This window comes from Erwinia sp. E602, from assembly GCF_018141005.1.
Classification (GTDB): Bacteria; Pseudomonadota; Gammaproteobacteria; order Enterobacterales; family Enterobacteriaceae; genus Erwinia.
This window is the reverse complement of sequence record NZ_CP046582.1, coordinates 3,115,848-3,142,444: the sequence shown is the minus strand read 5'-3', so window position 1 is coordinate 3,142,444 and position 26,597 is coordinate 3,115,848. Positions and strand designations below refer to the sequence as shown.

Annotated in this window: 31 protein-coding genes and 3 tRNA genes; 17 read left to right on the top strand and 17 right to left on the bottom strand. The window is 57.9% G+C overall.

Annotated elements, in window-relative coordinates:
• Position 1: 1 nt before the first annotated feature.
• Together rutB and rutA are read right to left on the bottom strand one after the other, a co-directional pair.
• Positions 2–754 carry a pyrimidine utilization protein B gene (rutB, locus tag GKQ23_RS16015; RefSeq protein ID WP_056236790.1) on the bottom strand — a complete coding sequence of 251 codons (753 nt, stop codon included), beginning with the start codon at positions 752–754 and terminating at the stop codon, positions 2–4.
• Positions 754–1,845 (bottom strand): pyrimidine utilization protein A, encoded by a 1,092-nt coding sequence (gene rutA / locus GKQ23_RS16010; RefSeq protein ID WP_056236789.1) that lies wholly within the window; start codon positions 1,843–1,845, stop codon positions 754–756. Before rutA ends, rutB begins: the two co-directional genes overlap by 1 nt.
• 433 nt (positions 1,846–2,278) lie before the next feature.
• On the opposite strand from rutA, the gene rutR reads away from it, so the two are divergent.
• Complete coding sequence (rutR, locus tag GKQ23_RS16005) at positions 2,279–2,926, top strand: HTH-type transcriptional regulator RutR (RefSeq protein ID WP_056236787.1); 648 nt, start codon at positions 2,279–2,281, stop codon at positions 2,924–2,926.
• Positions 2,927–2,960: 34 nt separating this feature from the next.
• Here the strand turns inward: rutR and cycA are convergent, their stop codons facing one another.
• Positions 2,961–4,355: a D-serine/D-alanine/glycine transporter gene (gene cycA, locus GKQ23_RS16000; RefSeq protein WP_056236785.1), complete on the bottom strand. Its 1,395-nt coding sequence runs from the start codon at positions 4,353–4,355 to the stop codon at positions 2,961–2,963.
• A 281-nt stretch (positions 4,356–4,636) separates the two neighbouring features.
• On the opposite strand from cycA, the gene GKQ23_RS15995 reads away from it, so the two are divergent.
• The 4 genes from GKQ23_RS15995 to GKQ23_RS15980 all read left to right on the top strand — a co-directional run bounded on the left by GKQ23_RS15995 (position 4,637) and on the right by GKQ23_RS15980 (position 7,352).
• The gene (locus tag GKQ23_RS15995) at positions 4,637–5,329 is read left to right on the top strand and encodes an extensin family protein (RefSeq protein ID WP_056236783.1); all 693 of its coding nucleotides are present in this window, start codon (positions 4,637–4,639) and stop codon (positions 5,327–5,329) included.
• Positions 5,330–5,643: 314 nt separating this feature from the next.
• Positions 5,644–5,874, top strand: a complete 231-nt coding sequence (locus GKQ23_RS15990; RefSeq protein ID WP_199177633.1) for a hypothetical protein — start codon at positions 5,644–5,646, stop codon at positions 5,872–5,874.
• Positions 5,874–6,596 carry a transcriptional regulator SdiA gene (gene sdiA, locus GKQ23_RS15985; RefSeq protein ID WP_212408841.1) on the top strand — a complete coding sequence of 241 codons (723 nt, stop codon included), beginning with the start codon at positions 5,874–5,876 and terminating at the stop codon, positions 6,594–6,596. The genes GKQ23_RS15990 and sdiA overlap by 1 nt, the downstream gene beginning before the upstream one ends.
• Positions 6,597–6,725: 129 nt before the next feature.
• Positions 6,726–7,352 (top strand): acyl-homoserine-lactone synthase, encoded by a 627-nt coding sequence (locus tag GKQ23_RS15980; protein WP_056236778.1) that lies wholly within the window; start codon positions 6,726–6,728, stop codon positions 7,350–7,352.
• A gap of 2 nt (positions 7,353–7,354) precedes the next feature.
• On the opposite strand, the gene GKQ23_RS15975 is transcribed toward GKQ23_RS15980, so the two are convergent.
• Positions 7,355–7,693 carry a GlpM family protein gene (locus GKQ23_RS15975; RefSeq protein ID WP_212408840.1) on the bottom strand — a complete coding sequence of 113 codons (339 nt, stop codon included), beginning with the start codon at positions 7,691–7,693 and terminating at the stop codon, positions 7,355–7,357.
• A gap of 64 nt (positions 7,694–7,757) precedes the next feature.
• Positions 7,758–7,982, bottom strand: a complete 225-nt coding sequence (locus GKQ23_RS15970; protein WP_056236774.1) for a DUF2594 family protein — start codon at positions 7,980–7,982, stop codon at positions 7,758–7,760.
• 505 nt (positions 7,983–8,487) lie between these two features.
• Here GKQ23_RS15970 and uvrY point away from each other — a divergent pair.
• From uvrY to GKQ23_RS15940, 6 genes are all read left to right on the top strand, one after another.
• Positions 8,488–9,132: a UvrY/SirA/GacA family response regulator transcription factor gene (gene uvrY / locus GKQ23_RS15965; RefSeq protein ID WP_056236772.1), complete on the top strand. Its 645-nt coding sequence runs from the start codon at positions 8,488–8,490 to the stop codon at positions 9,130–9,132.
• 7 nt (positions 9,133–9,139) lie between these two features.
• Positions 9,140–10,972, top strand: coding sequence for an excinuclease ABC subunit UvrC (gene uvrC / locus GKQ23_RS15960; protein ID WP_212408839.1), 1,833 nt, complete (start codon positions 9,140–9,142; stop codon positions 10,970–10,972).
• A gap of 71 nt (positions 10,973–11,043) precedes the next feature.
• Positions 11,044–11,592 carry a CDP-diacylglycerol--glycerol-3-phosphate 3-phosphatidyltransferase gene (pgsA, locus tag GKQ23_RS15955; RefSeq protein WP_056236768.1) on the top strand — a complete coding sequence of 183 codons (549 nt, stop codon included), beginning with the start codon at positions 11,044–11,046 and terminating at the stop codon, positions 11,590–11,592.
• 155 nt (positions 11,593–11,747) lie between these two features.
• Positions 11,748–11,823: transfer RNA gene (locus GKQ23_RS15950), tRNA-Gly, on the top strand.
• 43 nt (positions 11,824–11,866) lie between these two features.
• A tRNA-Cys gene (locus GKQ23_RS15945) sits at positions 11,867–11,940 on the top strand.
• A gap of 12 nt (positions 11,941–11,952) precedes the next feature.
• Positions 11,953–12,038, top strand: a tRNA-Leu gene (locus GKQ23_RS15940).
• Between the two features lie 169 nt (positions 12,039–12,207).
• On the opposite strand, the gene GKQ23_RS15935 is transcribed toward GKQ23_RS15940, so the two are convergent.
• Positions 12,208–12,456, bottom strand: coding sequence for an ogr/Delta-like zinc finger family protein (locus tag GKQ23_RS15935; RefSeq protein ID WP_212408838.1), 249 nt, complete (start codon positions 12,454–12,456; stop codon positions 12,208–12,210).
• A 43-nt stretch (positions 12,457–12,499) separates the two neighbouring features.
• On the bottom strand, positions 12,500–13,660 hold the full coding sequence (locus tag GKQ23_RS15930; protein ID WP_212408837.1) for a phage late control D family protein: 1,161 nt from the start codon (positions 13,658–13,660) through the stop codon (positions 12,500–12,502).
• Positions 13,661–13,814: 154 nt separating this feature from the next.
• On the opposite strand from GKQ23_RS15930, the gene GKQ23_RS15925 reads away from it, so the two are divergent.
• From GKQ23_RS15925 to GKQ23_RS15900, 6 genes are read left to right on the top strand one after another with little or no spacing between them, the layout of a single operon-like run.
• Positions 13,815–14,996 carry a phage tail sheath subtilisin-like domain-containing protein gene (locus GKQ23_RS15925; protein ID WP_212408836.1) on the top strand — a complete coding sequence of 394 codons (1,182 nt, stop codon included), beginning with the start codon at positions 13,815–13,817 and terminating at the stop codon, positions 14,994–14,996.
• A complete protein-coding gene (locus GKQ23_RS15920) occupies positions 14,997–15,512 on the top strand; it encodes a phage major tail tube protein (protein WP_212408835.1) in 516 nt (171 codons plus the stop codon). It begins immediately after the preceding gene.
• A 52-nt stretch (positions 15,513–15,564) separates the two neighbouring features.
• Positions 15,565–15,864 carry a phage tail assembly protein gene (locus tag GKQ23_RS15915; RefSeq protein ID WP_212408834.1) on the top strand — a complete coding sequence of 100 codons (300 nt, stop codon included), beginning with the start codon at positions 15,565–15,567 and terminating at the stop codon, positions 15,862–15,864.
• The gene (locus tag GKQ23_RS15910) at positions 15,861–16,034 is read left to right on the top strand and encodes a GpE family phage tail protein (protein ID WP_212411862.1); all 174 of its coding nucleotides are present in this window, start codon (positions 15,861–15,863) and stop codon (positions 16,032–16,034) included. Before GKQ23_RS15915 ends, GKQ23_RS15910 begins: the two co-directional genes overlap by 4 nt.
• A complete protein-coding gene (locus GKQ23_RS15905; RefSeq protein ID WP_212408833.1) occupies positions 16,024–18,768 on the top strand; it encodes a phage tail tape measure protein in 2,745 nt (914 codons plus the stop codon). Before GKQ23_RS15910 ends, GKQ23_RS15905 begins: the two co-directional genes overlap by 11 nt.
• 11 nt (positions 18,769–18,779) lie before the next feature.
• Positions 18,780–19,268 carry a phage tail protein gene (locus GKQ23_RS15900; protein WP_212408832.1) on the top strand — a complete coding sequence of 163 codons (489 nt, stop codon included), beginning with the start codon at positions 18,780–18,782 and terminating at the stop codon, positions 19,266–19,268.
• A gap of 73 nt (positions 19,269–19,341) precedes the next feature.
• On the opposite strand, the gene GKQ23_RS15895 is transcribed toward GKQ23_RS15900, so the two are convergent.
• The 10 genes from GKQ23_RS15895 to GKQ23_RS24090 are packed head-to-tail and all read right to left on the bottom strand — an operon-like array spanning position 19,342 to position 26,575.
• Entirely contained in the window at positions 19,342–20,421 is a 1,080-nt protein-coding gene (locus GKQ23_RS15895; RefSeq protein WP_212408831.1) for a phage tail protein, read from the bottom strand.
• 39 nt (positions 20,422–20,460) lie between these two features.
• The gene (locus GKQ23_RS15890; protein WP_212408830.1) at positions 20,461–21,216 is read right to left on the bottom strand and encodes a hypothetical protein; all 756 of its coding nucleotides are present in this window, start codon (positions 21,214–21,216) and stop codon (positions 20,461–20,463) included.
• A gap of 2 nt (positions 21,217–21,218) precedes the next feature.
• Positions 21,219–22,934, bottom strand: coding sequence for a GDSL-type esterase/lipase family protein (locus GKQ23_RS15885; protein ID WP_249168420.1), 1,716 nt, complete (start codon positions 22,932–22,934; stop codon positions 21,219–21,221).
• Positions 22,918–23,535 carry a phage tail protein I gene (locus GKQ23_RS15880; protein ID WP_212408829.1) on the bottom strand — a complete coding sequence of 206 codons (618 nt, stop codon included), beginning with the start codon at positions 23,533–23,535 and terminating at the stop codon, positions 22,918–22,920. The genes GKQ23_RS15885 and GKQ23_RS15880 overlap by 17 nt, the downstream gene beginning before the upstream one ends.
• Positions 23,528–24,427, bottom strand: a complete 900-nt coding sequence (locus tag GKQ23_RS15875) for a baseplate J/gp47 family protein (RefSeq protein WP_212408828.1) — start codon at positions 24,425–24,427, stop codon at positions 23,528–23,530. Before GKQ23_RS15875 ends, GKQ23_RS15880 begins: the two co-directional genes overlap by 8 nt.
• Positions 24,414–24,782 carry a GPW/gp25 family protein gene (locus GKQ23_RS15870; RefSeq protein WP_212408827.1) on the bottom strand — a complete coding sequence of 123 codons (369 nt, stop codon included), beginning with the start codon at positions 24,780–24,782 and terminating at the stop codon, positions 24,414–24,416. The genes GKQ23_RS15875 and GKQ23_RS15870 overlap by 14 nt, the downstream gene beginning before the upstream one ends.
• Complete coding sequence (locus GKQ23_RS15865; RefSeq protein ID WP_212408826.1) at positions 24,779–25,363, bottom strand: phage baseplate assembly protein V; 585 nt, start codon at positions 25,361–25,363, stop codon at positions 24,779–24,781. Before GKQ23_RS15865 ends, GKQ23_RS15870 begins: the two co-directional genes overlap by 4 nt.
• A complete protein-coding gene (locus tag GKQ23_RS15860) occupies positions 25,363–26,001 on the bottom strand; it encodes a phage virion morphogenesis protein (protein WP_212408825.1) in 639 nt (212 codons plus the stop codon). The genes GKQ23_RS15865 and GKQ23_RS15860 overlap by 1 nt, the downstream gene beginning before the upstream one ends.
• A complete protein-coding gene (locus tag GKQ23_RS15855) occupies positions 25,998–26,456 on the bottom strand; it encodes a phage tail protein (protein WP_212408824.1) in 459 nt (152 codons plus the stop codon). The genes GKQ23_RS15860 and GKQ23_RS15855 overlap by 4 nt, the downstream gene beginning before the upstream one ends.
• A complete protein-coding gene (locus tag GKQ23_RS24090; protein WP_256442796.1) occupies positions 26,453–26,575 on the bottom strand; it encodes a hypothetical protein in 123 nt (40 codons plus the stop codon). The genes GKQ23_RS15855 and GKQ23_RS24090 overlap by 4 nt, the downstream gene beginning before the upstream one ends.
• Between the last annotated feature and the right edge of the window lie 22 nt (positions 26,576–26,597).

Below are 26,597 nucleotides of genomic sequence, written 5' to 3'. Positions count from 1 at the left end.
GTTAAAGGGCGGTGGCCTGCGCCGCCGGGATGGGTTCTGCCTGCAGCGCGCTGCAGAAGCTGCTGACGTCAGACACCCAGCCGAAAAAGGTTTCGATATTAAACAGCGCGGCCTGCTGGGCAAACGCCGGCCCCGCCTGATGGGTGGCATCCTCCAGCACGATGCCGAAGTACTCGAGGAAGAAGCCGTCGCGCAGCGTCGACTCGACGCAGACGTTGGTGGCAATCCCGGTCAGCACCAGGTGACGGATGCCGCGGCTGCGCAGCATGCTGTCGAGCGCGGTGTTAAAGAAGCCGCTGTAGCGCGGTTTCGGCAGCACAATGTCGCCGGGGCCCGGCGTCAGCTGATCGACCAGCTGATAGTCCCAGCCGCCTTTGGCCAGCAGCGTGCCCTGCAGCTCCGGCTGGCGGCGCATGGTTTTCAGCGCGTTGGACTTATGCCAGTTGGGGGAGCCGGGGCCGCCCGCTTCGACATACTGTTCATCCCAGCCGTTCTGCAGCCAGATAATCTGCAGGCCGGCGGCGCGGGCGGCGGCGACCGCCACCTTAATCTGCTCGATCACCGGCCGGGTGGCCGAAACGTCAAAACCGGCCAGGTCGAGATAACCGCCAGCGCTGGCGTAGGCGTTCTGCATATCCACCACGATCAGCGCGGTCTGCTCCGGCGGGAACCGGATCGGCTCCGGGCGTGCCGGCAGGGTCACGGCATTGTGCTGGCTGGCGGTGGTGCACACTACAGGCTGTTTCGGGTTCATCAGGCCACCTCCTGTGCGGCATCAATAGCGTCTGTTCTGCAGCGCATCAGCGGCTGGATGCGCTGACCAAAGTTCTCAATGCCCTGCAGGAAATCGTCAAAGGTCAGCAAAATGCCTTCGGTGCCCTCCACGGTGGCCACCTCGTCCAGCATCCGCGCCACGCTCGCGTAAGATCCGACCAGCGTGCCCATATTGATATTGACCGCCGAGGTCGGGTCGGCCATCTGCCGCACGTTGGTGTCGCTGCCGGAGCGCTGGTCCTGCTGGCTCTGGGTGGTCAGCCAGGAGAGCGCCTGCTCATCGGCACCGGCTTTGTAATGCTCCCACTTCGCGCGGGCGGCTTCGTCGGTTTCATCGCTGATAATCATAAACAGCACGTAGGAGCCGACGTTACGGCCGGCGGCATCGGCGGCCTGCTTCATCCGCAGAGTGGTCGGCGCAAAGGCGGTCGGCGTGTTCACCCCTTTGCCGAAGCAGAAGTTGTAGTCCGCGTGGCGGGCGGAGAAGGCCATGCCGGCGTCGCTCTGCGCCGCACATACCACCTTCATCGGCTTTTGCGGCTGCGGGCTCAGGCGGCAGTCGTTCATGGTGAAGAACTCACCTTTTAAATCCGATTTGCCGGTGCCCCACAGATCGCGCAGCACGCTGACATATTCGGTCAGGTAGTCATAGCGGCGCGAGAAGTACTCATCGCCGGGCCACAGCCCCATCTGGTCATATTCCGGTTTTTGCCAGCCGGTCACCAGATTGACGCCGAAGCGGCCGCCGGAGATGGAGTCAATGGTCGATGCCATGCGGGCGACGATCGCCGGCGGCAGGGTCAGGGTAGCGGCGGTGGCGTAGATCTCAATGCGCGAGGTCACCGCCGCCAGGCCGGCCATCAGCGTAAACGACTCCAGGTTATGGTCCCAGAACTCGGTTTCGCCGCCGAAGCCGCGCAGCTTGATCATCGACAGCGCAAAATCGAAGTTGTAGTGCTCTGCCCGCTGCACGATCGCCTTGTTCAGCTCGAAGGTCGGCATGTACTGCGGTGCATTACGGGAGATCAGCCAGCCGTTATTGCCGATCGGGATAAAGACGCCCATTTTCATACGAAACCCCCTGGTTTAAGTGTGTGATGTTATCCCGGCGCTGCGTTGCTTCCTGCACTCCCCGATCGCGGCGCTCGTAAGAAAGATTGCAAAGGCCGTGCCACTATTTAAAAGTACAATCAGATCATGCATTTAATCTGTTACTGATTTCGGTGAATGGAGTGAATGGTCTGTAACAGACCATTTGGTCAAAAATGGCTGCACAACCAGCAGGCAGGCTGCCCGCTAAAAGTGCAGTGCGGACGGGAACCGGGAAGCAGGCGCGGCTCGCCTGTAAGCAGCGCATGGGTGAACAGGAAAAGCGGATCGGCCGGCAGAGGAACCGGTGGGGCAGCGCGCCGCGTCGAGTGGCTGCAGCGAACCGTCGAGCGGGGTAGGAGTGCGCCGGGCGATTTGCTATGATTCCGCGAGTCCCGTGGAAAAAGGAGTTACGGTGAATTCTGTTGATAACGTTCCGACAAAAACGGCCACGCGCCGTTCCCGTGCGGTAGCCGCCAAACGCACGGCGATCCTCGCCGCCGCGCTGGAGTTTTTTTCCCGTTTTGGCATCCACGGCACCAGCCTCGATAAGGTTGCAGAGCGTGCCGACGTCTCTAAGACCAATCTTCTTTACTACTTTCCCTCGAAAGAAGCGCTCTACATTGCGGTTCTGAAAGACCTGCTCGACGTCTGGCTGGCACCGCTGCGCGCGCTGCGAGCCGACCAGCAGCCGCTGGAAGCGATTCGTGACTATATCCGCCTCAAGCTGGAAGTCTCGCGCGACCACCCGCAGGCGTCCCGGCTGTTCTGCCTGGAGATGCTGCAGGGCGCACCGCTGCTGAAGGCTGAGCTGGCCGGCGATTTACGTCATCTGGTGGAAGATAAAGCGCAGGTGATTGAAACCTGGGTGGGGCAGGGCAAACTGGCGGCGGTCGAACCGCACCATCTGATCTTTATGCTGTGGGCAACCACCCAGCACTACGCCGACTTTGCCAGCCAGGTGGAAGCGGTGACCGGCAAAACGCTGGCGGATGAGGACTTTTTTGCGCAGACGGTGGAAAACGTGCAGCGGATGGTGATCGAAGGGATTCGGGTACGGTAATCAGAGGCCGGCAGATGCCGGCCTCCCTGAGGTATCAGGCTTTTTTACGGTTGCGCATAAACCAGCCAACGGCCAGCAGCAGGAACCACAGCGGCGTGACCATCAGCGCCTGGCGGGTATCATCCTCCAGCGTCAGCAGCACGATGACAAAGGCGAAGAACGCCATGCACACCCAGCACATCAGCTTACCCAGCGGCATCTTATAGGCAGACTCAGCGTGACGCTGCGGATGCTTTTTACGGTACGCCAGATACGAGCAGAGGATGATGGTCCAGACGAACATAAACAGAATCGCCGACACGGTGGTCACCAGGGTAAAGACCGTCATCACGTTCGGGATCAGGTAGATCAGCGCTACCCCACCCAGCAGGCAAAAGCAGGAGAAGAACAGCCCGGCGGTGGGAACCGCACGGCGGGACAGCATGCCAAAACGGCGATGCGCCACGCCCTGCTGCGACAGGCCATACAGCATACGGCTGGTAGAGAAGATACCGCTGTTAGCCGATGACGCCGCCGAGGTCAGCACCACAAAATTAACGATGCTGGCCGCGGCCGGCAGGCCAATCAGCACAAACATCTCCACAAACGGGCTGCGATCCGCCACCACCTGGTTCCACGGCGTTACCGCCATGATCACCAGCAGCGCCAGCACGTAAAACATAATGATGCGCAGCGGAATGGCGTTTATCGCGCGCGGCAGCACCACGCGCGGGTTGTGAGTTTCAGCCGCCGCCGTTCCCACCAGTTCGATACCCACAAAGGCAAACACCGCGATCTGGAAGCCGGCAAAGAAGCCGCTCAGCCCTTTCGGGAACATACCGCCGTGATCCCAGATATTGCTCAGCGCCGCATGGCCGCCGCCCGGTGAAGGGTAGTGCATGGCCACCAGCACAATGCCAGTCGCGATCAGCGCGACGATGGCGACGATTTTGATAATCGCGAACCAGAACTCCATCTCACCAAACAGCTTCACCGTGGCGATATTCAGCGACACGAACACCACAATACACAGCAGGGCGCTCATCCACACCTGGAACCCGGGGAACCACAGCTGGAAGTAGGAGCTGATCGCCACCACGTCGGCGATGCCGGTCACCACCCAGCAGAACCAGTAGGTCCAGCCGGTAAAGTAGCCGGCCCACGGGCCAAGCAGATCGGCGGCGAAGTCGCTGAATGACTTATATTCGAGGTTAGAGAGCAGCAGCTCGCCCATCGCACGCATGACGAAAAACAGCATAAAGCCGATGATCATATAGACGAAGACGATCGACGGACCGGCAAGGCTGATGGTTTTGCCCGATCCCATAAACAGGCCGGTGCCGATAGCACCGCCGATGGCGATCAGCTGAATATGACGGTTATGCAGACTACGCCGGAGTTCCACCGGCGCGTCTTCAGAGGGCGCGGCCTCTTTGAGTTGGTTTACCATAACGGGTTCCTGTCCTGTAATAACGAGTAAGCTCTGTTGGCTTTTCCTTGATCTGACGATGCCAGACATAAGTGACATAACATAATGTACTTAAGTCGTTACTGACTAATTCTTTTTAGCAATAGTGACGGCGACTGCGAAAGCCTGGTCCGTTACCACGGCTTTGGAGCTTAACGTAAAAAAGCGCCGGAAAGCGCAAAAAATGGAGCTAAACTGGAATCGATGCCTGTATATGAACATAAATCCGGCGCTGGCCGGTCTTCTGATGCGGCGGAGGAGCGATGCGCTGGCTCGTTACGCTGACCTTACTGGCCGCCCTCGCAGGGGGGGCCGCTATACTCTGGCCGCAGCTGCCGCCGTGGTGGAACCCGTTCGCTCCGCTGTCGGTCAGCGATCCTCCGACGCTGGTTACGCGTTATAAACTGCAAAGGCTAAGCAGCGATGCGGCCTGTATGGACGTGATGGCGAGGGCCCGCGAAGCCGGACTGGTCAGTTACAGCCGGCCTGGCCGTTCCGCGGGCAACTGTCCACTGGACGATCCGCTGCGCATCACCGGTTTCGGTGACGTGCGGCTCAGCGGCAGTTTTCTCAGCAGCTGCCCGCTGGCGGTCAGCAGCACCATGCTGGTCAGCCAGACGCTGCGGCCGCGTGCTCTCAGCGAACTGGGGTCGCCGCTGGTGCGGATCGAACATCTTGGCAGCTACGCCTGCCGCAACATTTACCATCGGGCACAGGGGCGGCTCAGCGAACACGCCAGCGCTGACGCGTGGGACCTGAGCGGGTTCCGGCTGGCAAACGGCCAGCGCATCGACGTGTTGCGCGAATGGCCGCGGGAGACCCCCGAGGGGCGCTGGCTGAGGCAGGTGTTCAGTGAAGGGTGCGTCTGGTTTGGTAATGCGCTCGGGCCGGAGTACAACGCTGCGCATGCTAATCACTTTCATTTAGGCATGCGGGGTTTTAATCTGTGCCGCTAGTCAATGGCCGGACCAGCGTGCGGCGTGGGCGCTGCCGCTAAAGTCCGTTATTCAGGCTGGCTTATCAATCTTCAAAAAACCAAACTTTTCGCATTTTAAAGTAAAGTTCTTACTTATCATTGTATTAAATCAGAGGATGAAGGGGGTTTGGCGCATAAAATGCCATTTATGATAAATTTGCAGTAGCAAACCTGGACTTAAAACTGCACGTAAGCGGGTCAAAATTATTGAATAGTAGTAGGAAAAATCCTATTCTTGTTATAGGTGATTTATCAGTATCTCTGTTCTGTTATTGCTGACGTGAGTGAACGCGGATGATACAAGGAGTAATGATAACCTCAGGTATTATTCATTCCTTAATTGAGGGTTCATTGATTACCGATCTGAATCAGGCAGAGGAAAAAGATCATCTTCTGTCTGTAATTGATTGCCCGGCGTTAAAATTCATCTTTAAAATTAATTTTCTTGCCATTAGCGGTGTGGGCGGTTCCCCGGCGGTGGTGGCAAACCGGGCGAGGATGTTCCTGGCTCCATTGAGGCATTGATGACTGCTGAGAACTATTTCAGTTGGCGAAACGAAGCGTATTCAGCCTTCGGTCAGGGCGCTGACGTTGCTCAGATTACCCGCGTAACAGAGCAGCAAATGCGCGAGATGGAATTCGATTTTTACGCGCTGTATATTCGGCAACCGGTGCCATTTACCCGGCCCAAAACGTTTCTTTACACCAATTATCCGCAGGCGTGGCTGGACTATTATTTGTTGCACGCGTTTTATGATCAGGATCCGGTGTTAAAAATTTGTCATCAGCCCGGCGAGCTGTGGGTATGGGATGAGACTCTCCCAGACAGCAATTCACGCGTGTTTGAGGCGGCCAGGCAACACGGCATTTATGCGGGCGTTTCGGCGTCCGCGATGGCAAGAAACAGGGCCATCGGTATATTGTCATTCTCGTCGGCGAGCAGCAAAAGAGAGGTCGTGCTGACCACCGAGCTGGAGCTTAAACTCAGGTATTTGCTGGATCTGTTTTTAACGGCATTAATCCGACTGAACGATATTTCCATGTCATCGACAAAACTGGAGCTGAGTAAAAGAGAGCTGGAGATTCTTAAATGGACGGCTGAGGGGAAAACGTCGATGGAAATATCTCTGATCCTCAGTATTTCGTTGAATACGGTTAATTTTCATCAGAAAAACATGCAAAAACGATTGAATGCACCGAACAAAACGCAAATTGCATCTTACGCCGCAGCTATCGGATTAATATGAAATGAAGTTGCAACTACTAACTTTAGTAGTTTCGTATTACCAATCGGTTGTCTACCCTGCGACAGGGGTAGCAACCCTGCGCGAACCGTTTAAACGGAATACATGAGCGAAAGCGACAGGGGAGCAGAGATGAAAATTATTCAGACCAGACTGAGGGATATGCCCTCATCGTTACTGGCCGAACTGGGAAGTTACCGCTACAGCGTTTTTGCCAGCGGCCAGGGCTGGTCAATTCCCTCCCGCCTCAGTACGCCGGGCCAGGAATTCGATCGCTACGATCGCTCCGAAGTGGTGTGGCTGATTGCCTGGTCAGCCCAGCACGGCATCTGCGGCTGTGCGCGGCTGATGCCGTGGCAGGATCCTGACCGTCACCGCATCCTCGCACCGGGAGAACACCCTCTTGCCGAAGGGCAGCGGGTCTGGGAGATGTCCCGCTTCTCCGCGCGTATGGAGATCGATGCGGAGCTGCCGTTAACTATCCTCTGGCATGCTGTACAGTTAGCCAGCCAGTCCGGCATCGATCTGCTGTTCAGCGCGGCCACCCCCCTGCTCGAAAATCTGTTCGACGCGCAGCGCGTGCAGTTCGATCCTCTGCCGCCGGGCATTATTCAGTCTGAAGACAACCTTTTTGCGGTAAAAATTCCGGTGGAGCAGCCGCATCTGGCGGAAAAATTCCACGGCGCCCGACGCTTCAGGCCGGAAGAGGTGCTGCCGACCCTTGGCGTTTCCGCCAACTGGGGGCAGCAGGTGCAGTGAGGTTATCCCTGCCACCTCGACCATAAGGTAATCAGCAGCCAGGCTGCCACGCACCAGCAGCAAACGGCGGCGAGCAGCGCCCAGGGAAGGCGCATCAGCGCCACGAAATACCACAGCGAAATCAGGTACGCCAGATAGGGAAGAACGGCCCACATGCCGAAAATCAGCGTGGCACGCAGTGCCTCAATGCCGCGCTCGCTGGCAACGATATAGTGGGCGATCAGGGCAAAAGTCGGAAACAGCGGGATCAGCCCGGCAATGTAGTAGTGGCGGGTACGGGCCAGAATGCCAATCAGCACCACCACCAGCGCGCCGATGGCGGCTTTAATCAGTAAACCCATGATGATCTTCGTCAGGTAAGGGAAGGCAGATACCGTGCCATTCAGCACGGTATCTGCGGCAGCGTTACTGGCGGAAGGCGACTTTAATCTGTTTCACCGTATTGCCCAGCACTTCAGCCTGCTCGGCGTCTTCCAGCTGGGCGATGTAGCGTTCCATATTAATGATCACCTTACCCGCATCAGCCTGGCCAATCGATTTCAGCATCAGGGTCACTAACTGCTTCAGACAGGTGACTTCGTGGGCCAGGGTTTTAGCATCATCGCTGGTTGAAAAATCAATCTGACTCATAATCGCTCCTGAAAATCATAAAGAAAAACAGGTTTCTGGCCGCGCGGCCGTCTGCCTGAAAGTGTTAAAAGCATACCATACTCTGCAGGAAAAAAATCGCGTGACGCGTTGGCCTGCTTCAGGATGCCTGGCGTGGAGAATCTGGCGTTTACCTGCCTGCCTGTCGCCACTGAATGGTGTGACTAAAAATGCAAAAATTGCGCAAAAGCTGAGCATGTTATTGCCGTTACGCATAATAAAAACTCATGGACTAATAATCATCTAATTGATTAATATGGTTTTTATTGATTCTGTTTGTCGGCGCTTTACTGAGTTTTTTATGGTAGCTAAAAAAGATTTCTGGAAAGGGATAATTATTATTATTACTTTTTTTCATGTCTGTTAAATAAACGTTTGCCTTAATGTGGCTATTATTTCTGTTCTTTCGTCGCCGGAAAAGGAGTAACATAATCAGCCTGCCTGTGTGACTAATCGTTACCTGCCTCAGCCATTTAGGGAGTTCCGTTTGATAAGCGTTTTTCTCGTTGATGACCATGAACTGGTACGCGCTGGGATTCGTCGTATCCTTGAGGATATTAAAGGTATCCAGGTAGTCGGTGAAGCCAACTGCGGTGAAGATGCCGTCAAGTGGTGCCGCGCTAACAACGTTGACGTGGTGCTGATGGATATGAACATGCCCGGCATTGGCGGGCTGGAAGCGACGCGCAAGATAATCCGCTACACGCCGGACAGCAAAATTATCATGCTGACCATCCATACTGAGAACCCGTTGCCGGCAAAAGTGATGCAGGCCGGGGCCGCCGGGTACCTGAGTAAAGGTGCCGCGCCGCAGGAAGTGGTCAGCGCTATTCGTTCAGTGAATGCGGGGCAGCGTTACATCGCCTCAGATATTGCGCAGCAGATGGCGCTTAGCCAGATTGAGCCGCAAAAGGCGGCCTCGCCGTTCAGCTGTTTGTCGGAACGCGAATTGCAGATTATGCTAATGATCACCAAAGGGCAGAAAGTGACGGAAATTTCCGAACAGCTCAGTCTCAGCCCGAAAACGGTTAACAGCTATCGCTACCGCATGTTCAGCAAGCTTAACATCAGCGGTGACGTCGAGTTGACCCACCTGGCCATTCGTCATGGTCTGTACAGTACGGAGCCGTAAATCAGTAGTGAGTGATGTGTTTGATGCTAAAACGTTCCTGAAAACCGTCACCAGCCAGCCGGGCGTGTACCGGATGTATGATGCCGAGGAAACGGTAATCTACGTCGGAAAAGCAAAAGACCTGAAAAAGCGTCTTGCCAGCTATTTCCGTGACAATCTCGCCAGCCGTAAAACCGAAGCGCTGGTGGCCCTGATCCGTCAGATTGACGTTACGGTCACCCATACCGAGACGGAAGCGCTGCTGCTGGAGCATAACTACATCAAGCTCTACCAGCCACGCTACAACGTGCTGCTGCGTGACGATAAATCCTATCCTTATATCTTTCTCAGCGCTGACGCGCATCCGCGGCTGGCCAGCCATCGCGGCGCTAAACATGCCAAAGGTGAGTACTTCGGCCCGTTCCCTAACGGCTACGCCGTAAGGGAGACGCTGTCGCTGCTGCAGAAGGTGTTCCCGGTGCGCCAGTGTGAAAACAGCGTTTACCGTAACCGCACGCGCCCCTGCCTGCAGTATCAGATTGGCCGCTGCCTGGGCCCCTGCGTGGCCGGCCTGGTCAGTGAAGAGGAGTACGCACAGCAGATCAACTACGTGCGGCTGTTCCTCTCGGGTAAAGACGATCAGGTGCTTAACCAGCTGGTTGCCCGCATGGAACAGGCGGCGCAGGGGCTGCGCTTTGAAGAGGCCGCGCGGCTGCGGGATCAGATCCAGGCGGTGCGTCGGGTCACCGAGAAGCAGTTTGTCTCCAACCAGGGCGACGATCTTGACGTAATTGGCGTGGCGTTCGAGTCCGGGATGGCCTGCCTGCACGTGCTGTTTATTCGTCAGGGCAAGGTGCTGGGGAGCCGCAGCTACTTCCCCAGGGTGCCTGGCGGCACCGAACTGGCGGAAGTGGTACAGACCTTCGTTGGGCAGTTCTACCTGCAGGGCAGCCAGGCGCGTACGCTACCCAGCGATATCCTGCTGGATTTCACCCTGCCAGAAAAAGATCTGCTGGCCGATTCGCTGACCGAACTGGCCGGGCGCCGGGTGACGATTCAGAACAAACCGCGCGGCGACCGCGCGCGTTACCTGAAGCTGGCGCGCACCAACGCCGCCACCGCGCTGGTGACCCGGCTGGCGCAGCACTCTACTATTCATCAGCGGCTGGAAGCGCTGGCGCAAACGCTGAAACTGCCGCCGATTAAACGGATGGAGTGTTTCGATATCAGCCACACCATGGGCGAGCAGACTATCGCCTCCTGCGTGGTGTTTGACGCCAACGGCCCGCTGCGCAGCGAATACCGTCGCTACAACATTAACGGTATCACCCCTGGCGATGACTACGCGGCAATGAATCAGGTGCTGCGCCGCCGCTACGGTAAAGCGCTGGAGCCGGGCAAAATCCCCGACGTGGTGCTGATCGACGGCGGTAAAGGGCAGCTGGCGCAGGCGAAAGAGGTGTTCGCCGGGCTGGAGGTGGAGTGGGACAAACACCATCCGCTGCTGCTGGGCATCGCCAAAGGCACCGATCGTAAAGCCGGGCTGGAAACGCTGTTCCTCGAACCGGAAGGGGAGGGGTTCTCGCTGCCGCCTGACTCGCCGGCCCTGCACGTGCTGCAGCATATTCGTGACGACTCTCACAATCATGCAATTACCGGCCACCGCAACAAACGGGCAAAAGTGAAGAACACCAGCTCGCTGGAGACCATTGAAGGGATTGGTCCTAAACGTCGGCAGATGCTGCTTAAGTATATGGGGGGCCTGCAACCGCTGACGAATGCCTCGGTGGAAGAGATAGCGAAAGTCCCGGGAATTTCTCAGGCACTGGCCGAAAAAATCTTCTATGCGCTGAAACACTAAGCATTGCAACACCCGGTGCAATGTAGGAACATAGAAACAAATTCGACTCTGTCCAAACAGTTAGCGTAATTATGCCACTAAATATTCCGACCCTGCTTACCCTGTTTCGCGTAGTGTTAATCCCATTCTTTGTGCTGGCATTTTACCTGCCATTTCAATGGGCTCCGCTGGTCTGCGCGCTGATCTTTATCGTGGCCGCGATCACCGACTGGTTTGACGGCTTCCTGGCGCGCCGCTGGAAACAGACCACCCGCTTCGGCGCATTCCTCGATCCGGTTGCCGATAAGGTGATGGTGGCCATCGCGCTGGTGCTGGTGGCGGAGTACTTCCACTCCTGGTGGATCACCCTGCCGGCGGCGACGATGATCGCCCGTGAGATCTTTATTTCTGCGCTGCGCGAGTGGATGGCAGAAATCGGTAAACGCAGCAGCGTGGCGGTGTCGTGGATCGGTAAGGTCAAAACTACCGCGCAGATGCTGGCGTTGTTTGCGCTGCTGTGGCGGCCGAATGCGCTGATTGAGGGCGTTGGTGTGGTGGCGTTATACATCGCGGCGGTGCTGACCTTCTGGTCGATGTATCAATATTTAAGCGCTGCACGAGGCGATCTGTTCGAAGGATGATCTAAGCGGTTCAAAAAGCAGCAAACAGATGCAAAGTAAGGATTATTTTATTGACTCAGTTCGCTATCTCAGTAGAATGCAACGCATCGAAAGGCAGCACGGTTTGCCAGACGAAAGCAGCAGTCAACGTCAGCAAGTAAGACGTTGAAAGCTAAGCGGGAATAGCTCAGTTGGTAGAGCACGACCTTGCCAAGGTCGGGGTCGCGAGTTCGAGTCTCGTTTCCCGCTCCAGATTAGTTCAGCAGAGAAATTTCTCTGATGACAACAGAATTAAGGCGCGTTGGCAGAGTGGCCATGCTACGGATTGCAAATCCGTCTACCTCGGTTCGACTCCGGGACGCGCCTCCAATTTATTCCCATGCCCAGATGGTGAAATCGGTAGACACAAGGGATTTAAAATCCCTCGGCTTATGGCTGTGTGGGTTCAAGTCCCACTCTGGGCACCATATTGAAATATCGAATAAAAACAAGCAGTTGAATGATGTCGTAACCGCCCCTTAAAGGCGGTTTTTTTGTGCCTGTAATTTGGCAGTGGCGATGAAATGGCGATGGGGTGGCGGTGGCGTTCCCGGCCCGCCGGCCAAAATAAACCCCGCAGCGAGCGGGGTTTGATTTTTACAGCACGAGATTGAGCTGGTCACGGCCATAGTGTGATGCGGGGAATGCATCTTGCGGGATGAAGTCTGGCGGCAACACTTCGCGCTGGGCACGCTTGGTCACCAGTTTCTCTACGCTGTTAAGGGTGGTAAACGACATGCTGCATTCTAAATTCTGACACTGATGATATTGCCGCACGGTTAATTCACTTAAACGGCGACTGGTGCGCGTGCGGGCGACGGCACCACAAATAGGGCAGGTAAACATGATGGCTCCCTCGTGGGAGTTGAACTCACCGATATTATGGCCGCTATGGTGTCGTTTCCGCAATCCATTCAGGTATTTTTGCTTCCAGTTCCAGCCGCGTTTTAAACCCGCCATCGTCAATAGAATGACTTACCCGCGAAATTACCCAATCCTGATTATCAATGTCAGTTTTAAATCCGGTAACGGTGCCGTGCATTTCCGGGTATAAATCAGCACGGCCGGCGGCCAGCGTTAACGAAAACTCGGCGGCACCTCGCTTTAACTGCTGCCATTTAGCCGCAGCGGCCCGGCGGGCAGCCGTTTCATTACTGTAGGTCGACCTCAGTACAAAAACGTTCCCGTCCTCTCCGGCAATATAATCCCCCTCACGGCTGCTGCTACGCGGCGCTTTCTCCGGCTTCGGTTTTGCCTTGCGCTTTTTAACGGTCACCGTTTTCTTTTTTCCCAAATCCAGATCCAGCCAGTTCGCCTGCACGCCGGTGTATGCGTCCCGATCAGCGATGCGAAATGAGTGGTGATCACCGCTGGAGCGGGTCAGCGCAAATTCGGGCAGCGCGACGCCTTTCGCGCTGACGCCGCCACCTGGCAGGATAAACAGCAGCGAGGCATTTTTTACCGTGGCAATCGCGCCCAGCAGCTCCGCCAGGCGGGTAAGAAACGACATATCGCTTTCCTGCGTCTGGTCGGCGTGGTCAATTTCGGCCGCCATCAGCTGCGCTGAAATAACCGGCGTCAGCTTATACCGTCTGGCAATTGCAGAGACGATGCGCTCAACGGTCACGTCATGCCAGGACACCTCCCGCTTAACGTTAAATTCATCGCGAAAATCAGCGCTGCGGGCGGTAATATACAGCCGATCCGGCGGCCCCGAATATGACACCTCATCAACGGTGTAGACCCCCTTATAAACCAGCGGCTCACCTGACCAGCCCAGCGACAGCGAAAGCTCGGCCCCGCGGGGCGGCAGCTCCAGTTTTCCGTCCGTGTCGTCGATTGAAATAGCCAGCTCGTCGGCCTCAAATCCGCGATTGTCGGTCAGCTCCAGCGATATAACGCGGGGATCGAGCTGCGTCAGCGTCTTTCCGCCCATCATGACGCTGAATGCCGGCACCCGTGACAGGCTGGCCTGATACTCCTGCAGGTTTTTCAGTCCGTCATCCAGCAGCGTTTTTGCTTTGTCGATTGTGTCTGTACTCAGGGCCATATTCACTCCTCCGCCGCTGATGTTTTCATGCGCGCGCGACGGCGGAAACCGCCCGTTGTTGTCGGCGAAAGGGGACAACCGCCGGCGCGTGTCCGGGGCGCAAAATTCAGCGAATATCACCCCGAACTCACAACAAACATGATGGCGGTACAGTATGACCGACAACTTTTTTCACGGGGCACGCGTCAAGGAAAACACCGACCTCCAGACGGCGATCAACGATGTTGATTCGACGGTCATTGGGCTGGTCGCGGTTGCCGATGATGCCGACCCCTTAACTTTCCCGCTTAACACGCCGGTGCTGGTGACGCGGGTGATCAGCGTTCTCGGCAAAGCCGGTAAAACCGGTTCGCTATACAAGTCGCTGAAAGCCATTTCCGACCAGGTCAGCACCCGCGTTATCGTCGTGCGTGTTGCCGCTGCCGGCACGGCTAACGGAGCACCGACGCAGTCCCAGCTCATCATTGGCGGCACGCAGGCCGACGGCAGCTACACCGGTATGTTTGCGCTGCTGACGGCAGAGCAAAAAACCGGATACCGTCCGCGCATTCTCGGCGTGCCGGACTATGACACGGAAGAGGTGACCGCCCAGCTGCGGGTTATCGCAAAGCAGCTGCGCGCGTTTTCGTACAGCTACTGTGACGGCTGCGAAACCATCGCGGAGGCGAAAACCTACCGTGAAACCTTCGCCGAACGTGAGGGGATGCTGCTGTGGCCGAACTTTATCGCGTTTAACCCGCTGACCGGCGTCAACGAAGAGTTTCCCGCCGTGGCCTATGCCCTCGGCCTGCGCGCGCTGATCGACAACGAGCAGGGCTGGCATAAGTCGCTGTCCAACGTTGCGGTTAAAAACGTGCTGGGTATCTCGAAAGATGTTTTCTGGGCTTTGCAGGCCGAAGACTCGGACGCCAACGAACTCAACGCCAATGAGATCACCACGCTCATTAAGCGGGACGGGTTCCGCTTCTGGGGTAACCGCACCACCGACACCGAAGAGTACATTTTCGAGGTGTACACCCGCACGGCGCAGATCCTGGCGGACAGCATCGCGGAGGCGCAGTTCTCAACGGTAGATAGCCCACTGACCCCGGCCAACGTGAAAGACGTGGTGAGCGGGATTAACGCCAAGCTCCAGGCGCTGGTGACGGCCGGTAAGCTTATCGGCGCGGCCTGCTGGTTTGATATCGTGGATAACCCGACGACCAGTATTCGCCAGGGTAAGGCGGTTATCCGCTACAACTACAGCCCGGTGCCGCCGCTGGAGGACCTGACGATGATCCAGACCTTCACCGATCAGTACTACGAGGCGGCGTTCGCGTCGCTGGGGAGCGCGTAAATGGCTATTCCAAAGAAACTCCGTCTGTTCACCCTGTATGTGGACGGCACCAACCATATCGGCAAAATCCCCAGCGTCACGCTGCCAAAGGTGACCCGCAAAACCGAAGACTATCAGGGCGGCGGTATGCTGGGCGCTGTGGCTGTGGATCTCGGTCTGGACTCCGGCGCGCTGGATGCCTCAATGATTGTCGGCGGCGTGGACGAAGAGCTAATCCTGAAATACGGCGGTGACATCGACGAGCTGCGCCTGCGCTTTGTCGGCGAATACTACAGCGGCGGCATCAGCTCACTGATTGAGGTGGAGATGCGCGGCCGCGTCACGGAAATCGATCCGGGTGATGCGAAACAGGGTGATGACACCAATCACACCTACGCCATCAAAAACACCTATTACAAGCTGTCGGTTGACGATAAACCGCTGCTGGAAATTGACCTGTTGAACTTTATTTATAAGCGCGGTGGCGAAAATCTTTACCCTGACCGTATCGCCTCAGCGCTCGGCCTCGGCAGTTAACACCTTTCAAACTAACCCATGATGGCGGCCAGCCGGCCGCCCGGAGAATGCTATGTCAGTCACCCTGAATACCCCCGTTACCCGCGGTAACCAGAAGATCGCCACCATCACCATCACCGACACCATCAAACAGGCAGGCTCACTGCGCGGTCTGCGTCTGGTAGACGTGCTGAACTTCGACTATGACGCCGTTTCAACCCTGCTGACGCGCGTTGCTTCGCCGTCACTGACGGCCGCAGATATTGCCGCCCTCGATACGGCTGATTTTGTCGCGCTGTGCGAAGCGATCACGCCTTTTTTAACGAAAGCGGCGCCGTCAGTATCGGCCTCGGCGGAGACGGCGAACAGCTGAGAGAAGCACGTTTTTCCGATGTCGACGACCTGATCGCCGACATCGCTGTAGTTTTTCACTGGCCGCCCTCTGCGATGTACGGCATGGAGTTGCGCGACCTGATGGCCTGGCGCGATAAGGCGGCCATCAGAAGCGGCAACCATGAAGAGGATGACGACGATGGATCTTAGTATTCGCGTTGCGTTCAGTGCAATTGACAGGCTATCCCGCCCCGTAAACGCGGCCAGCAACGCAGCTGGCCGCCTCTCCGAATCCCTCAAGCAAACCCAAAGCGCGGTGAAGGACGTCGAGCGCCAGGCGGTGGCGTTTAACCGGCTGCGCGACAGCGTTCAGAAAACCTCACGCCAGATTGACGGCACCAGCCAGACCCTTGAGGCATTGAACCAGGCACAACGATCCGGCGTTACGTTAACCGATAAACAGCAGCGGCAGATGACGCAGCTGGCCGCCAAACTGGACCGGCTCAAGGCAAAGCGCGATGCGGAGGTAAACGGGCTGCGCCTGGCGTCTGAGGCGCTGCGCCGCCACGGCGTTTCGCTGGCCGGCGGCAGCCAGACAACGGAAAGCGCGCGTCGCAGGGTAGAGCAGTTTAACGAGTCGCTGGAGCGAGAACGGCGGCAGCTGGCCGCGGTGACGCAGGCGCGTATGCGCTATGACCGCGCTCAGCAGCTGGCCGGCAAAATGCGTGGCGGTGGCCTGGCGGCAGTGGCCGGTAGCGCCGCCGGGATGTACGTTGGCGCGCGTCTGCTGGCCCCGCAGATGCAAACCCAGGAGCACGCCGCGAAGATTGCCGCGCAGAATGACGAGGGATCGGCGGCGAATGGCCGCTATGCGGGCATTATCCAGAACCTTAACAGCGCCGGCATCAGCACCGACCTTAACCGGATTGCCGAGTCGGTTTCCGCCGTGCGTAGCACGCTGGGATCGCTGGGTGAAGTGGGCGATGACGAGCTGACGCGGATCTCGCGCAAAGCGATGGATATGCAGTCCGTTCTCGGCGGGGATATGACGGAAACTATCCAGATGGCCGCGATCATGATGAAAAACGGCCTGGCGCGCAGCAGTGATGAAGCGATGGATCTGATTACGTCCGGCATGCAGCGCGTATCCACGCAGATGCGCGGGGAGCTGCCGGAAATCCTGCACGAATATTCGACGCACTTCCGCAGCATGGGTTTTACCGGCGCAGAGGCCATGTCGCTGCTGGTCAATATGTCGAAGCAGGGCAAGTTTGCGCTCGACAAAACCGGCGATGCGATCAAGGAGTTTTCGATCCGTGGCTCGGACATGTCGAAAAACAGCGTTAACGCCTACACCGAAATCGGGCTGAATGCGGCGGCCATGTCGTCGGCTATCGCCAGAGGTGGGGACAGCGCGCGGGCGGCTATGCAGAAAACGGCACAGGGGCTGCTCAAAATTAAGGACCCGGCGGCCCGCGCTAATGCGGCTATTTCTCTCTTCGGTACGCCGATTGAGGATCTGTCGGTAGACCAGATCCCGGCGTTCCTGTCGGCCCTGGGCAATGTGTCGAACCAGATGGGCGATACTCGCGGCAGCGCTGACCGCCTCGGCGTTACGCTGCGGGATAACCTGGCGGGTGACGTTGGTAAGCTTGGCGGTGCAATGGATGGCCTGCGTACCGCTGCGCTGGCAAGCGTATCGGATATGCTCAGACGTCTGGTGCAGGGCATTGCGTCCGGCGTGAACAGCATGCGCGAATGGATCAACGAGCATCCGCAGCTGACGCAGGCGCTGCTGGTTACCCTTGCCGCGCTCACGGCGCTGGTCGGCGTGATTGGTATCGCCAGCCTGGCGGCAGCGTTTATCCTGGGGCCGTTCGCGAAACTTAAACTGGGCCTCAGCATGATGGGGCTGTCCAGCGTGACGGCCAGCACCGGCATTTCCTCGCTCAGCCTGACGCTGAACGGCCTGCGGGCAATTCTGGCCGGCCTTCTGGGTGTGCCTGGCCTTATCGCTGCCGCGTTTATCGCAGCCGGCCTGCTCATCTGGAAATACTGGGAGCCGATCAAGGCATTTTTCGGCGGCTTCTTCTCTGGCATCTGGCAGGCGCTGACCCCACTTAGGGCCGCGCTGGCCCCGTTTGCCCCGATATTTACCGCCCTGGCTGATGGCGTCAGGTCGGTATGGGAATGGTTCAAAAACCTGCTGTCGCCCGTTCAGGCCAGCCAGGAGACGCTGGACAAGTGTGCTGTCGCAGGGCGGGTATTTGGCACCGTGCTCGCTGGGGCAATACAGCTGGTGATGACACCGGTGCGTTTGCTGCTGGATGCGCTGGGGTGGATTCTGGAAAAACTGGGTGTGTTGCCAGACGAGGCAGAGCGCGCCCGGAGAAAAATTGAAGAGGCTCAGGCCACCGCGCTACTGGAGGGCAAGGTTTCACTGCTGGCAGGTGATATAGCGGCGGCCACCAGAGGTAAACCCAAACCGCCAGCGGAATTCGTCGGCCCGCCTGCGCCGCCAGCGGGTGGGATACTGACCGGCAGCAATACGGCCGTCACAAAGAACCTGACGAAGATCGCAGATAACACGAAAGCGACCGCTGACAACACCAAAAAAGTCGGCCCCGGCGACATCGTGTTTAAGAATCTGCCGCAGGCGCTGGCACTGCGCGGAGCCTATCAGGAAACACGCGTTATCCCGCAGCCGGTGCCGCGCATCTCGGCTGCCGCGGGCGCTGTGCTCTCAGTTCCCGCGGCTAAAGAGCGCGCTGCAGCAGTACCGGTTTCCGTATCGACCGGCGGCACGCCGGTGTTTCAGATAATTTTCCAGGACACCGGAAAATACACGCAGCAGGAGCTGGAAAAGCTGGCGCGCAATGCCGTGAAAGAAGCGCTGGCCAGCACCCGCAGATCTAACCGTGGTTCGTTCCGCGACCGGGAATAAAGGTGATCGCTATGATGATGGTATTCGGAATGTTTGTATTCACGCTGCGCACGATCCCGTATCAGCAGCTGCAGCACTCGCAGGAGTGGCGGCACGTTAAAAACGACAGGGTAAACGCATCGGGGGCATTTCAGTACATAGGCCCCGGTGACAGCACCGTGACGCTCGACGGCGTGCTGTACCCGGAGATAACCGGCGGCAACCTGTCGCTGGCGGCGCTGAATACAATTGGGTACGCCGGTCGCCCCTGGCCGCTGATTGAAGGGGGAGGGCGGATTTACGGAATGTACGTGATGACGCACCTTGAGCAGGGCCGATCGGAGTTTGACCGCTACGGAAACCCAAGAAAGATTGAGTTCACGATAAGCCTGACCCGCGTCGATCCAGACTTCCGCGAGAAGCTGCAAAGTTCATCGGTTAGCGACGTGCTGAGCGACCTTAAAAACAGCGCTATGAAAGCCGTTAACTCAGTTTCCGACTCAGTAACCAGCCTGTTCTGACCAATAAAAAAGCCCCGTAAAGGGGCTTTCGGTACCGCACCGCCATTTCTGATCGTACTGCAGCAGCCTATTTTTACGCGGTACGCGCCCAGCACATCAACAGAGTGTGCGCCTCCACGATACTTAACGCCTGCCCTTCGCCCAGGTTAGCCGTCTTACCGTTCACCTGATGTTCATGCGATTCAAGATCGATAGTGTGCACATGATCCGTAATGCTTACGGGCACAGGGACATCACCCATCGCGACATCATCAAGGGAGAAATTGCCCTTGCTGTTTTCCCTGCCATCAGCACCGAAGCGGTAAACGGTAAAACTTGCTGCGCCGGCCGGTTTGGTTTGCTTCTCGCCGAGGTTTACCGATTCGGCTGTACCGGACACTGTTATCTGTTCAGCCGGCAGGTGTTTTTTCTGAATGGTTGCGGTATCGCTGCCGGCAGTCTGGCCGACGTTGGAACCGTCAGCCTTAGCGATGCGAATGGATTTATTCTCGCCGGTATAAACCCACGTTGACCAGGGATAGAGCGTGTTGGGGTTTGCCTTTGTCGCGAAAAATCGCACCGTGCCGACGGGATTGTCTCCCTCCCAAAAATCACGCCTGGCTGTGGTGATAGCGTCAGCGATGATAGATTTAAGCGAGGTGTCTAAATCGCCCGCCACCTGGTCGGTATAGTCCAGTGCCTCGGCCTTCACCTTGTTTAAACCGGTCACCGTTGCCAGCACGACATTGGGATTGTTAATCAGCTTTACGTCTGCCGTACTGCTCACGGCCAGCCACATCTGAATAACCTGATTGCGACCGGCCCCCTGCTCCAGCAGGGGCTTATAGGACTCCGGCATGTTGGCAATCGCCAGGCACACGCCGGCAGCGTCAAACAGCGCTACCTCTCGCTGCCAGAACCCGCCCACCTGCGGCGGCAGGATCATCTCGGCCTCAATGATATTCGCCTGATAGTCGGCAATTTCCAGCCTGTTGAGCGGCCCGCGATACTGCTCATTGACCAGGCCTGTGCTTTCCGGCACCGGCAGGGGTAGCACGCCGCCGCCGTCGCCCACGGCCATCTGCGTAAATCCCACCGTTTCGCCTGTCAGCGCCGCCTGTGCCATTGCTGCAACGCCGGCAGTGGTCAGGATGGCGAAGTACTTGTCAGCCATAAATCTACCCTCGAAATTCAGTAACGATTATCCGCCCGTTTATAGCGACAAAAGGTACTTGAGCAGGGTGATATGATCGGCCTGCCCGCTCGTTACCCCAATGTCTCCCTCAGCCACAAGTAGAGCGCGAACTTCCACGCTGGTAGCGGTGTTATTGGAATATTTAGCGCCAATCAGCGCACTGCGTACCGACTCCATCCGGGCGTAAGTTGTTGCTGCATTTTTGACGTTCAGCGTTTCGGTTTCGGGGTCATACATCGCAATGATGAGCACCTTATCTTTAACCGATACCGTGAATCCGGCCTTATCACCGACCTTAACCGACGCGGGGAAATCCACTTCGGTAAGCAGCGGGGCGGCTTCCCCGTTCTGATGATAAAGCGCCAGCTTACCGCTTGAGCGAACCGCCACGGCTAAACCATTACCGGCCGCGGCGGTGCCGGTGAAATCGGTCAGAATAAACGTGGTTTCCGTGGAAACAGGCGGCCTGCGAATGACACCAGCGACTGACACATAAGCAGGCAGCTTGATGGCAGTGTCGATATAACTTTGAGCGTTGAACGTTGCACCAAAGTCGCTGCGCACAGGACTGTTAAAGGCTTCCCCTGAATGCTCAGGGAAAAGCAAATTAGCCGCCATCTGAGGATTTTTGGGGCCAAAGAAATATCCTGCCCGCCAGTTCACTGCCGGCAGTGGCAGCCCTTCAAAAATATCAGGCATTTCAAAGTCACTGAGTTTCTTCATGCCGGGGATAACAGGAAGCGTGCCATTAATAAAAAGGGAAGTGATTGCCATAATTATTCCTTAAAAAAGTTGTCTTTAATCTGACGGGTCAGCACATAAGCGCCGAGGCTGCTTAGGTGAAGCGTGTCGATCCACGCGCCCTGGCTGTTGTCGTAGGCTTTTGGGAAGGTTTTGTACCCGCTCAGATAGCTAACGTTCTGCTCACGGGCGATCAGGCGCATCTCCTCATCGTAAGCGGACAGTGCCGGGGTTCCGGTGGCGCTGCACTGCGCAGGGGACACCAGGCAGATGCAGATCCCCGGCGTTGCGGCGCGGTACTTGCTGATAATGGTTTCAATGCCGCTTCTGTATTGCGCGGTTCCCATGCTTTTCCGGTAATCATTGGTTCCGATGACGATAAACAGCAGGTCAAGATCCAGTGATGACGCCACGGGAGCGATCCAGTCGCTCCATTTAAGGTAGTCTTTGGCGATAGCCCCGCCGTTACCCATACGGGATACGGTGACGCCGGGAGCCGCGCCGCTGTCGGTGCCGTGCATGCCAAAGATGGACACCACGCCGTTGCCGCTGCTCTGCACCCTTACGGTGTGGGCCTGTGATGCCAGCCCGTTAAGCGTCAGTTTTTTTGTCTTACCGGTGCCGCCGCCGGTCACCGTTACCGGCGCGCCGGTATCGACCGTTACCGTAAAACTTCCGCTGCCATCGTAATAAAACAGGTCAATCTCAGTAGCTTTTACCCCGGACCATATAAGCGTCCCCACGGCGTTGACGTTGTAATAGGCGTTACCATCCGGCCCGGCACCGTAAAGCGGTGCGGAGCTGCTGCTCTCATTATCGCCGTCGTACTTGGTGAAGCCAGTGACGGCCAGCGTAATCCCGGCCATCACACCGTCGGCGCGGGTTGAACAGGAAATCCATCCCGGATTTTTGCTGACGCCACCCAGCGCCTTGATTAGAGACAACGGGAGGGTGTTTTTTTCCGTCCACGAGTCCCCGGTAAACGCCACGTTCAGGCTGAGTTGCTGACCTGCGTCGATGCGAGCTTTTTTAAACAGGAATTTGTACAAATCGCCCGTGATGAAGGCGGTGCTTTTATCATCCTCCACCATCTCTTTGATCTGCGCCGTCAGTATCGGCCCCAGCCCGGCCGCATCCAGCTTCGCGTTGTCCAGCCACACCGGGACGTTACCATCCTTATCGAAGTGCAGGGGCAGGTAGTAAGGGCTGAAATCGAACTGACGCAGGTGCTGCTGTGCCCAGAGATTGGGAATAGCCGCAACGCAGTCCTGCAGAACCGGCCCAAGCCCTGCAGCATCAAACAGGCTGTTATCCAGCCACATTGGCACGTTGCCGGCGGCATCATGGTGCAGCGGTAAAAGTGCCGGGCTATAGTTCCCGGGCACCAGGCGCATGTCCATGTACATTTTACCAACGGATACGGCTACCTTTTCCGCGCTACCGCTCCGGTTCAGGTAGTAGGCGAAGGCGTCTTCGTTCTCAGCGCCTTGCGCTACGCGGAACATCCTGCCCGCTGGCGTAGCTGCCAACCCGGCAATCGTGCCGTCCGGGTCTTCCGGCGTAATGAAAAACGTGGATTCGTTGTAGTCGATGCCACCCTCAAGCATCACTTTTAAAAATGAGGTACGGTTTGCCAGCGCCTTTGCCTGGCGGTTGGCAACACCATCATTTCCCCCGGTTACGCTGTCAGCACGCTTGATAAGATAAACCTCATCTGCCCACTGACTTTCTTCGTTAATTTTTGACATCATCTTTCCCCGTATAAATCACATTGCCGTCGTAATGGCCGGTTCCGTCGTAAAGAATTCCACCGTCTGGCATATAGCCGGGCGGGTAAATCGTGGTGATATTTCCTTCCGCTACCGCAGCCCCCAGATACGCCGTACCCTTGGTGCGAACGACCAGAGACAGCTGCGCCACGTGCCTGCTGACCGGCTTTGCATCACCGATCAGGCGGTTTAATTCACTCAGCGTTTTGGGCGTTATGCCCACGTCGTTAACGTTGACCTCAAGCCGGAAGGTGCCCGGCGCATCGCCGGTGTCGAACCACTCCGCGAACGTGGCCGAAAACCCCATGCTTTCGATAACCCGCCGCACGGCGGCCCGCGTGCCTTTGCGTCGATGCAGCCAGTAGGACTGCTGGATTGCGGCTATTTTCCGGGAGGCCGGCCAGTCTTTATCCCAGCGGTCAACGGACAGCGCCCAGGCGAGATAGGGCAGCAGTTCCGTCGGGCAGTCGTCAGGCGTCCAGAGGGTACGCAGCGCAACGGTGATGTCCGACAGCCTGGCGGTGGCGGCCTCGGTGTAGCGCATCCAGTTGCCTGCCGAGGGTGGCAGCAGGGAGTTACTCATCCGTGCCGCCGTTGTCCACCGTGTAGCCGGTATTGCGTGCGGCCTGGGTGCTGCTGATTTGCAGGTCGGCTGCCGGTGAGGTGATCACCACGCGCTGTACGCCCTGCACGTGCAGGGAGGCGGACAGCGCCGAGCGCACAATGTCACGGCCAATCTTCTTATCGTTCGCGGCCAGAAACGCCTGCAGCGACGCCATCGCCGCGTTGATAATCGGCTCGGACTCCGGCCCCGGATACAGGTACAGCGTTGCGTCAATGGCGTACCCGATGATCTCCGCGCTCTGAACGGTCACCCGGTCGCCGAGGGGGCGCACCTCCTCATCGTTGACGGCAGCGGATACCGCGGCCAGCAGCTCGGCCGGTGCCGTGCCATCCCCATCCGTTGACAGGACGGCGATCACCACCTCCGCCGGTGCAGGGCTGGTTGCGTATGCATCCGCCACCTTGCCGCTGGCGCTGCGTGCAAAAAACTCGTAGGCCGCCGACGGCCCGGCCACGCTCATCCCCTCAAACGCCGACTGCGCGCGCAGGCGCAGCGCCTCATCGCTTTCCGTTACCGCGTCTGCGGTATCGGTGGCGGGCGTAATGACCAGGCGCGCGGTGTCGAGGTTCGCGGCGATGTTATCCAGATCGTCACCGGTCGCATGGCTGAGCATGCAGGCCGCCGCCCCTTCGTTGATGCGCTGGCGCAGCAGCAGCTCACGGTATGCCATCGCCTGGGCGATAACGTTCAGCGGCTCCGACTCCAGCCCCAGCGCTGCCGCCACGGTGCCCTGTTGTGCAGACGGGAAGGCGGCGATGATGACCGCTTTCACCTCGATCAGGATGGTTTCAAAGTCCAGCGCCTCTATGATGGTCGGTGAGGGCAGCTGTGAAAGGTCAATCGTCGCCATTGGTGCTGCTCCTTAACGTGATGGTGTTGCTGCTTTTCTCCAGCGTTTCGATCAGCATGCCGGTCAGCTCCGCTGTGACGGCGCCGCTGGCGGAGTAGCTCACGTCCACGGTGTCCAGGGCGATCCGCGGCTCCCATGCCGCCAGCGCGATCACCGCCGCGCTCATCAGCTGCATGCGCGTTACGTCGTTCTGCGGGCTGTCCAGCAGGTCAGGGCACAGAGATCCATAATTGCGGCGCATCAGTCGGCTGCCGACCGGCGTCAGCAAAATGTCATTCACCGACTGCCAGACGTGGTTTTCATCGGTCAGGGTGCCGGTGCCTACTGCGTTCATGCCGCGATAGCGCTCTGTCATCGTGTCCCCGCCGTCCAGCTGCCGCCGCTTTCCACGCCGCCGTGGTCGTGGTTATCGACCTGCACGCCGTTAGAGGTAAATTTCCCGCCGGTATGGGTGAAGTTGCCGCGCAGCGCGCCGCCGCCGGTAACGTCCAGATTTTTCGCCCTCAGCAGGTCAGTGCATTCGACAAGGGGTGTGCTGAGGGTAATTTTCACCTCCGCGCTGATGGTCGCCGATTTGATGCCGGCAACGGCCAGCGCGCCCGCTTCTGCGTCATAGCTGAACGTCGCGCCGTCCGGCGCTTTCACCACCATTGTTTTACGTGAAGATCCCGGGGGCGGGTTCTCACTGCTGTACAGGCTCCCGCCGATGATCGCCGTGTTGGTGTTACCGCCCATGCACAGCAGCCAGACCTGCTCCCCAACGGATGGGGGTATCCAGATGCTGAAATCCCCGGCGCGCTGCGCGTTCCAGCGCATCCACGTCATTTCCAGATCGCCGGAGCGCACCCGCACCCGCCACGTTTCCTCGTCAACTTCCGTCACCGTGCCGGTGCGCACCACGTTTTCCAGCAGGCGGATAAGTTCCGGCAGCTCCATCAGCGCACCTCCAGCGTGTCGATAACCTGGCGGGCGATAGCCAGCCGGTCGGCCTTGCTCATGCCCAGCAGCTCACGGCGCGGATAGCTGGCCATTGCGCCGCGGTCGTTAATCCTGTCGCGCAGGCCGAACTGATGGGCACGCGCGATGCGGGCAGCAACGCCGGAAAAACCGACCTCTGCACCCTCTGCCGTGGCGCGGGATTTCATAAAGCTGGCGGTGCGCAGCCGGCGAAACATCGGATCGGTTTTCGTGGTGTCGCGCCGGGTTTCGGTGACCCTGATATCCAGATAGCGCTCAATGTCTTCCCGGTAGAACGAGCGGACGGCCCCGCGCTCGGTGTCAAAGCCGGTCAGCATCCGCCCGCGGCTGCCACGGCTGGCGCGCCAGTTGCGCAGCTGACGGGTTTCCCCCTGCCAGATAAAGCTGATCCCTGCCTGCGCGCGCAGCACGCGCCGCCGGCGTTTGGGGTATTTGGTGCCGTCCGGGGCTTCCTGGCGACCGATGCGCTGGCTCTGACTGCGGCGCAGCATGGTGCCGATGCTGCGCGCCATGCGCAGGCGGCCGGCAGGGGCGATGCCCGCGAGGATGGTGGCAAAGACATCATCCAGCTGTTCAAAACGTGCCTGGTCACTCATGCCTTGTTCCCCTCTGACGCCGGGTCAAACACCGTTTCCCACTCGCTGCTGTTGATACGCATCGCCGATTCAGACAGGTGCTCCGCTGTAACTACGCCCCCCGTTTTTGTGACTATCACGCGCTCCCAGACGGGTACACGAAACAGAAAATCGGCGGTGTCATCGCTGATAATGTCGGCCTCAAATTCAATCTTTCGGTTACTGTCCGGGTTAAGCAGCAGATCGGGCTGCTGCTCCCATACCCACCCCAACAGCGGCAGCATGAGATCATCAACATCACCCGGAAAATCTGTCGCCAGCGCCTGGATGGTATAGCTGTACATAAAAGATGCTTCGCCCGTGGCCTGGGTCTCGATCCCAACCTTTTCCACCCAGACGGTTATCGCCTCCGGGTTGGCGCGGCACCAGGTATTCCCGGCAATCAGCGCATCGCGCAGCAGTTCAGCTTTTTTCACTTAATCCCCCTGGCTATGCGCCGTAATTCCAGTTCACGTATGCCGGCCTTATCGGCGTTACAGGTGTCAATCGCGTCCAGCAGCGAATCTGACCACATTGCCAGGCTGCCGTAAGACATGGGTCTGGCAGGCGGTGGCGGT

What these genes read in the sequence shown, in the direction of transcription:
- GKQ23_RS15865 (WP_212408826.1), bottom strand. Translation starts at nt 25,363, where the DNA reads ATGGAGCTGCCGGAACTTATCCGCCTGCTGGAAAACGTGGTGCGCACC.
- GKQ23_RS15870 (WP_212408827.1), bottom strand. Translation starts at nt 24,782, where the DNA reads ATGACAGAGCGCTATCGCGGCATGAACGCAGTAGGCACCGGCACCCTG.
- GKQ23_RS15895 (WP_212408831.1), bottom strand. Translation starts at nt 20,421, where the DNA reads ATGGCTGACAAGTACTTCGCCATCCTGACCACTGCCGGCGTTGCAGCA.
- GKQ23_RS15885 (WP_249168420.1), bottom strand. Translation starts at nt 22,934, where the DNA reads ATGATGTCAAAAATTAACGAAGAAAGTCAGTGGGCAGATGAGGTTTAT.
- GKQ23_RS15970 (WP_056236774.1), bottom strand. Translation starts at nt 7,982, where the DNA reads ATGAGTCAGATTGATTTTTCAACCAGCGATGATGCTAAAACCCTGGCC.
- GKQ23_RS15935 (WP_212408838.1), bottom strand. Translation starts at nt 12,456, where the DNA reads ATGTTTACCTGCCCTATTTGTGGTGCCGTCGCCCGCACGCGCACCAGT.
- GKQ23_RS15920 (WP_212408835.1), top strand. Translation starts at nt 14,997, where the DNA reads ATGGCTATTCCAAAGAAACTCCGTCTGTTCACCCTGTATGTGGACGGC.
- GKQ23_RS15890 (WP_212408830.1), bottom strand. Translation starts at nt 21,216, where the DNA reads ATGGCAATCACTTCCCTTTTTATTAATGGCACGCTTCCTGTTATCCCC.
- GKQ23_RS15875 (WP_212408828.1), bottom strand. Translation starts at nt 24,427, where the DNA reads ATGGCGACGATTGACCTTTCACAGCTGCCCTCACCGACCATCATAGAG.
- GKQ23_RS15980 (WP_056236778.1), top strand. Translation starts at nt 6,726, where the DNA reads ATGAAAATTATTCAGACCAGACTGAGGGATATGCCCTCATCGTTACTG.
- GKQ23_RS15975 (WP_212408840.1), bottom strand. Translation starts at nt 7,693, where the DNA reads ATGGGTTTACTGATTAAAGCCGCCATCGGCGCGCTGGTGGTGGTGCTG.
- cycA (WP_056236785.1), bottom strand. Translation starts at nt 4,355, where the DNA reads ATGGTAAACCAACTCAAAGAGGCCGCGCCCTCTGAAGACGCGCCGGTG.
- GKQ23_RS15990 (WP_199177633.1), top strand. Translation starts at nt 5,644, where the DNA reads ATGATACAAGGAGTAATGATAACCTCAGGTATTATTCATTCCTTAATT.
- GKQ23_RS15995 (WP_056236783.1), top strand. Translation starts at nt 4,637, where the DNA reads ATGCGCTGGCTCGTTACGCTGACCTTACTGGCCGCCCTCGCAGGGGGG.
- GKQ23_RS15900 (WP_212408832.1), top strand. Translation starts at nt 18,780, where the DNA reads ATGATGATGGTATTCGGAATGTTTGTATTCACGCTGCGCACGATCCCG.
- GKQ23_RS15905 (WP_212408833.1), top strand. Translation starts at nt 16,024, where the DNA reads ATGGATCTTAGTATTCGCGTTGCGTTCAGTGCAATTGACAGGCTATCC.
- pgsA (WP_056236768.1), top strand. Translation starts at nt 11,044, where the DNA reads ATGCCACTAAATATTCCGACCCTGCTTACCCTGTTTCGCGTAGTGTTA.
- rutB (WP_056236790.1), bottom strand. Translation starts at nt 754, where the DNA reads ATGAACCCGAAACAGCCTGTAGTGTGCACCACCGCCAGCCAGCACAAT.
- GKQ23_RS24090 (WP_256442796.1), bottom strand. Translation starts at nt 26,575, where the DNA reads ATGTCTTACGGCAGCCTGGCAATGTGGTCAGATTCGCTGCTGGACGCG.
- GKQ23_RS15860 (WP_212408825.1), bottom strand. Translation starts at nt 26,001, where the DNA reads ATGAGTGACCAGGCACGTTTTGAACAGCTGGATGATGTCTTTGCCACC.
- GKQ23_RS15925 (WP_212408836.1), top strand. Translation starts at nt 13,815, where the DNA reads ATGACCGACAACTTTTTTCACGGGGCACGCGTCAAGGAAAACACCGAC.
- rutA (WP_056236789.1), bottom strand. Translation starts at nt 1,845, where the DNA reads ATGAAAATGGGCGTCTTTATCCCGATCGGCAATAACGGCTGGCTGATC.
- GKQ23_RS15930 (WP_212408837.1), bottom strand. Translation starts at nt 13,660, where the DNA reads ATGGCCCTGAGTACAGACACAATCGACAAAGCAAAAACGCTGCTGGAT.
- GKQ23_RS15915 (WP_212408834.1), top strand. Translation starts at nt 15,565, where the DNA reads ATGTCAGTCACCCTGAATACCCCCGTTACCCGCGGTAACCAGAAGATC.
- GKQ23_RS15880 (WP_212408829.1), bottom strand. Translation starts at nt 23,535, where the DNA reads ATGAGTAACTCCCTGCTGCCACCCTCGGCAGGCAACTGGATGCGCTAC.
- sdiA (WP_212408841.1), top strand. Translation starts at nt 5,874, where the DNA reads ATGACTGCTGAGAACTATTTCAGTTGGCGAAACGAAGCGTATTCAGCC.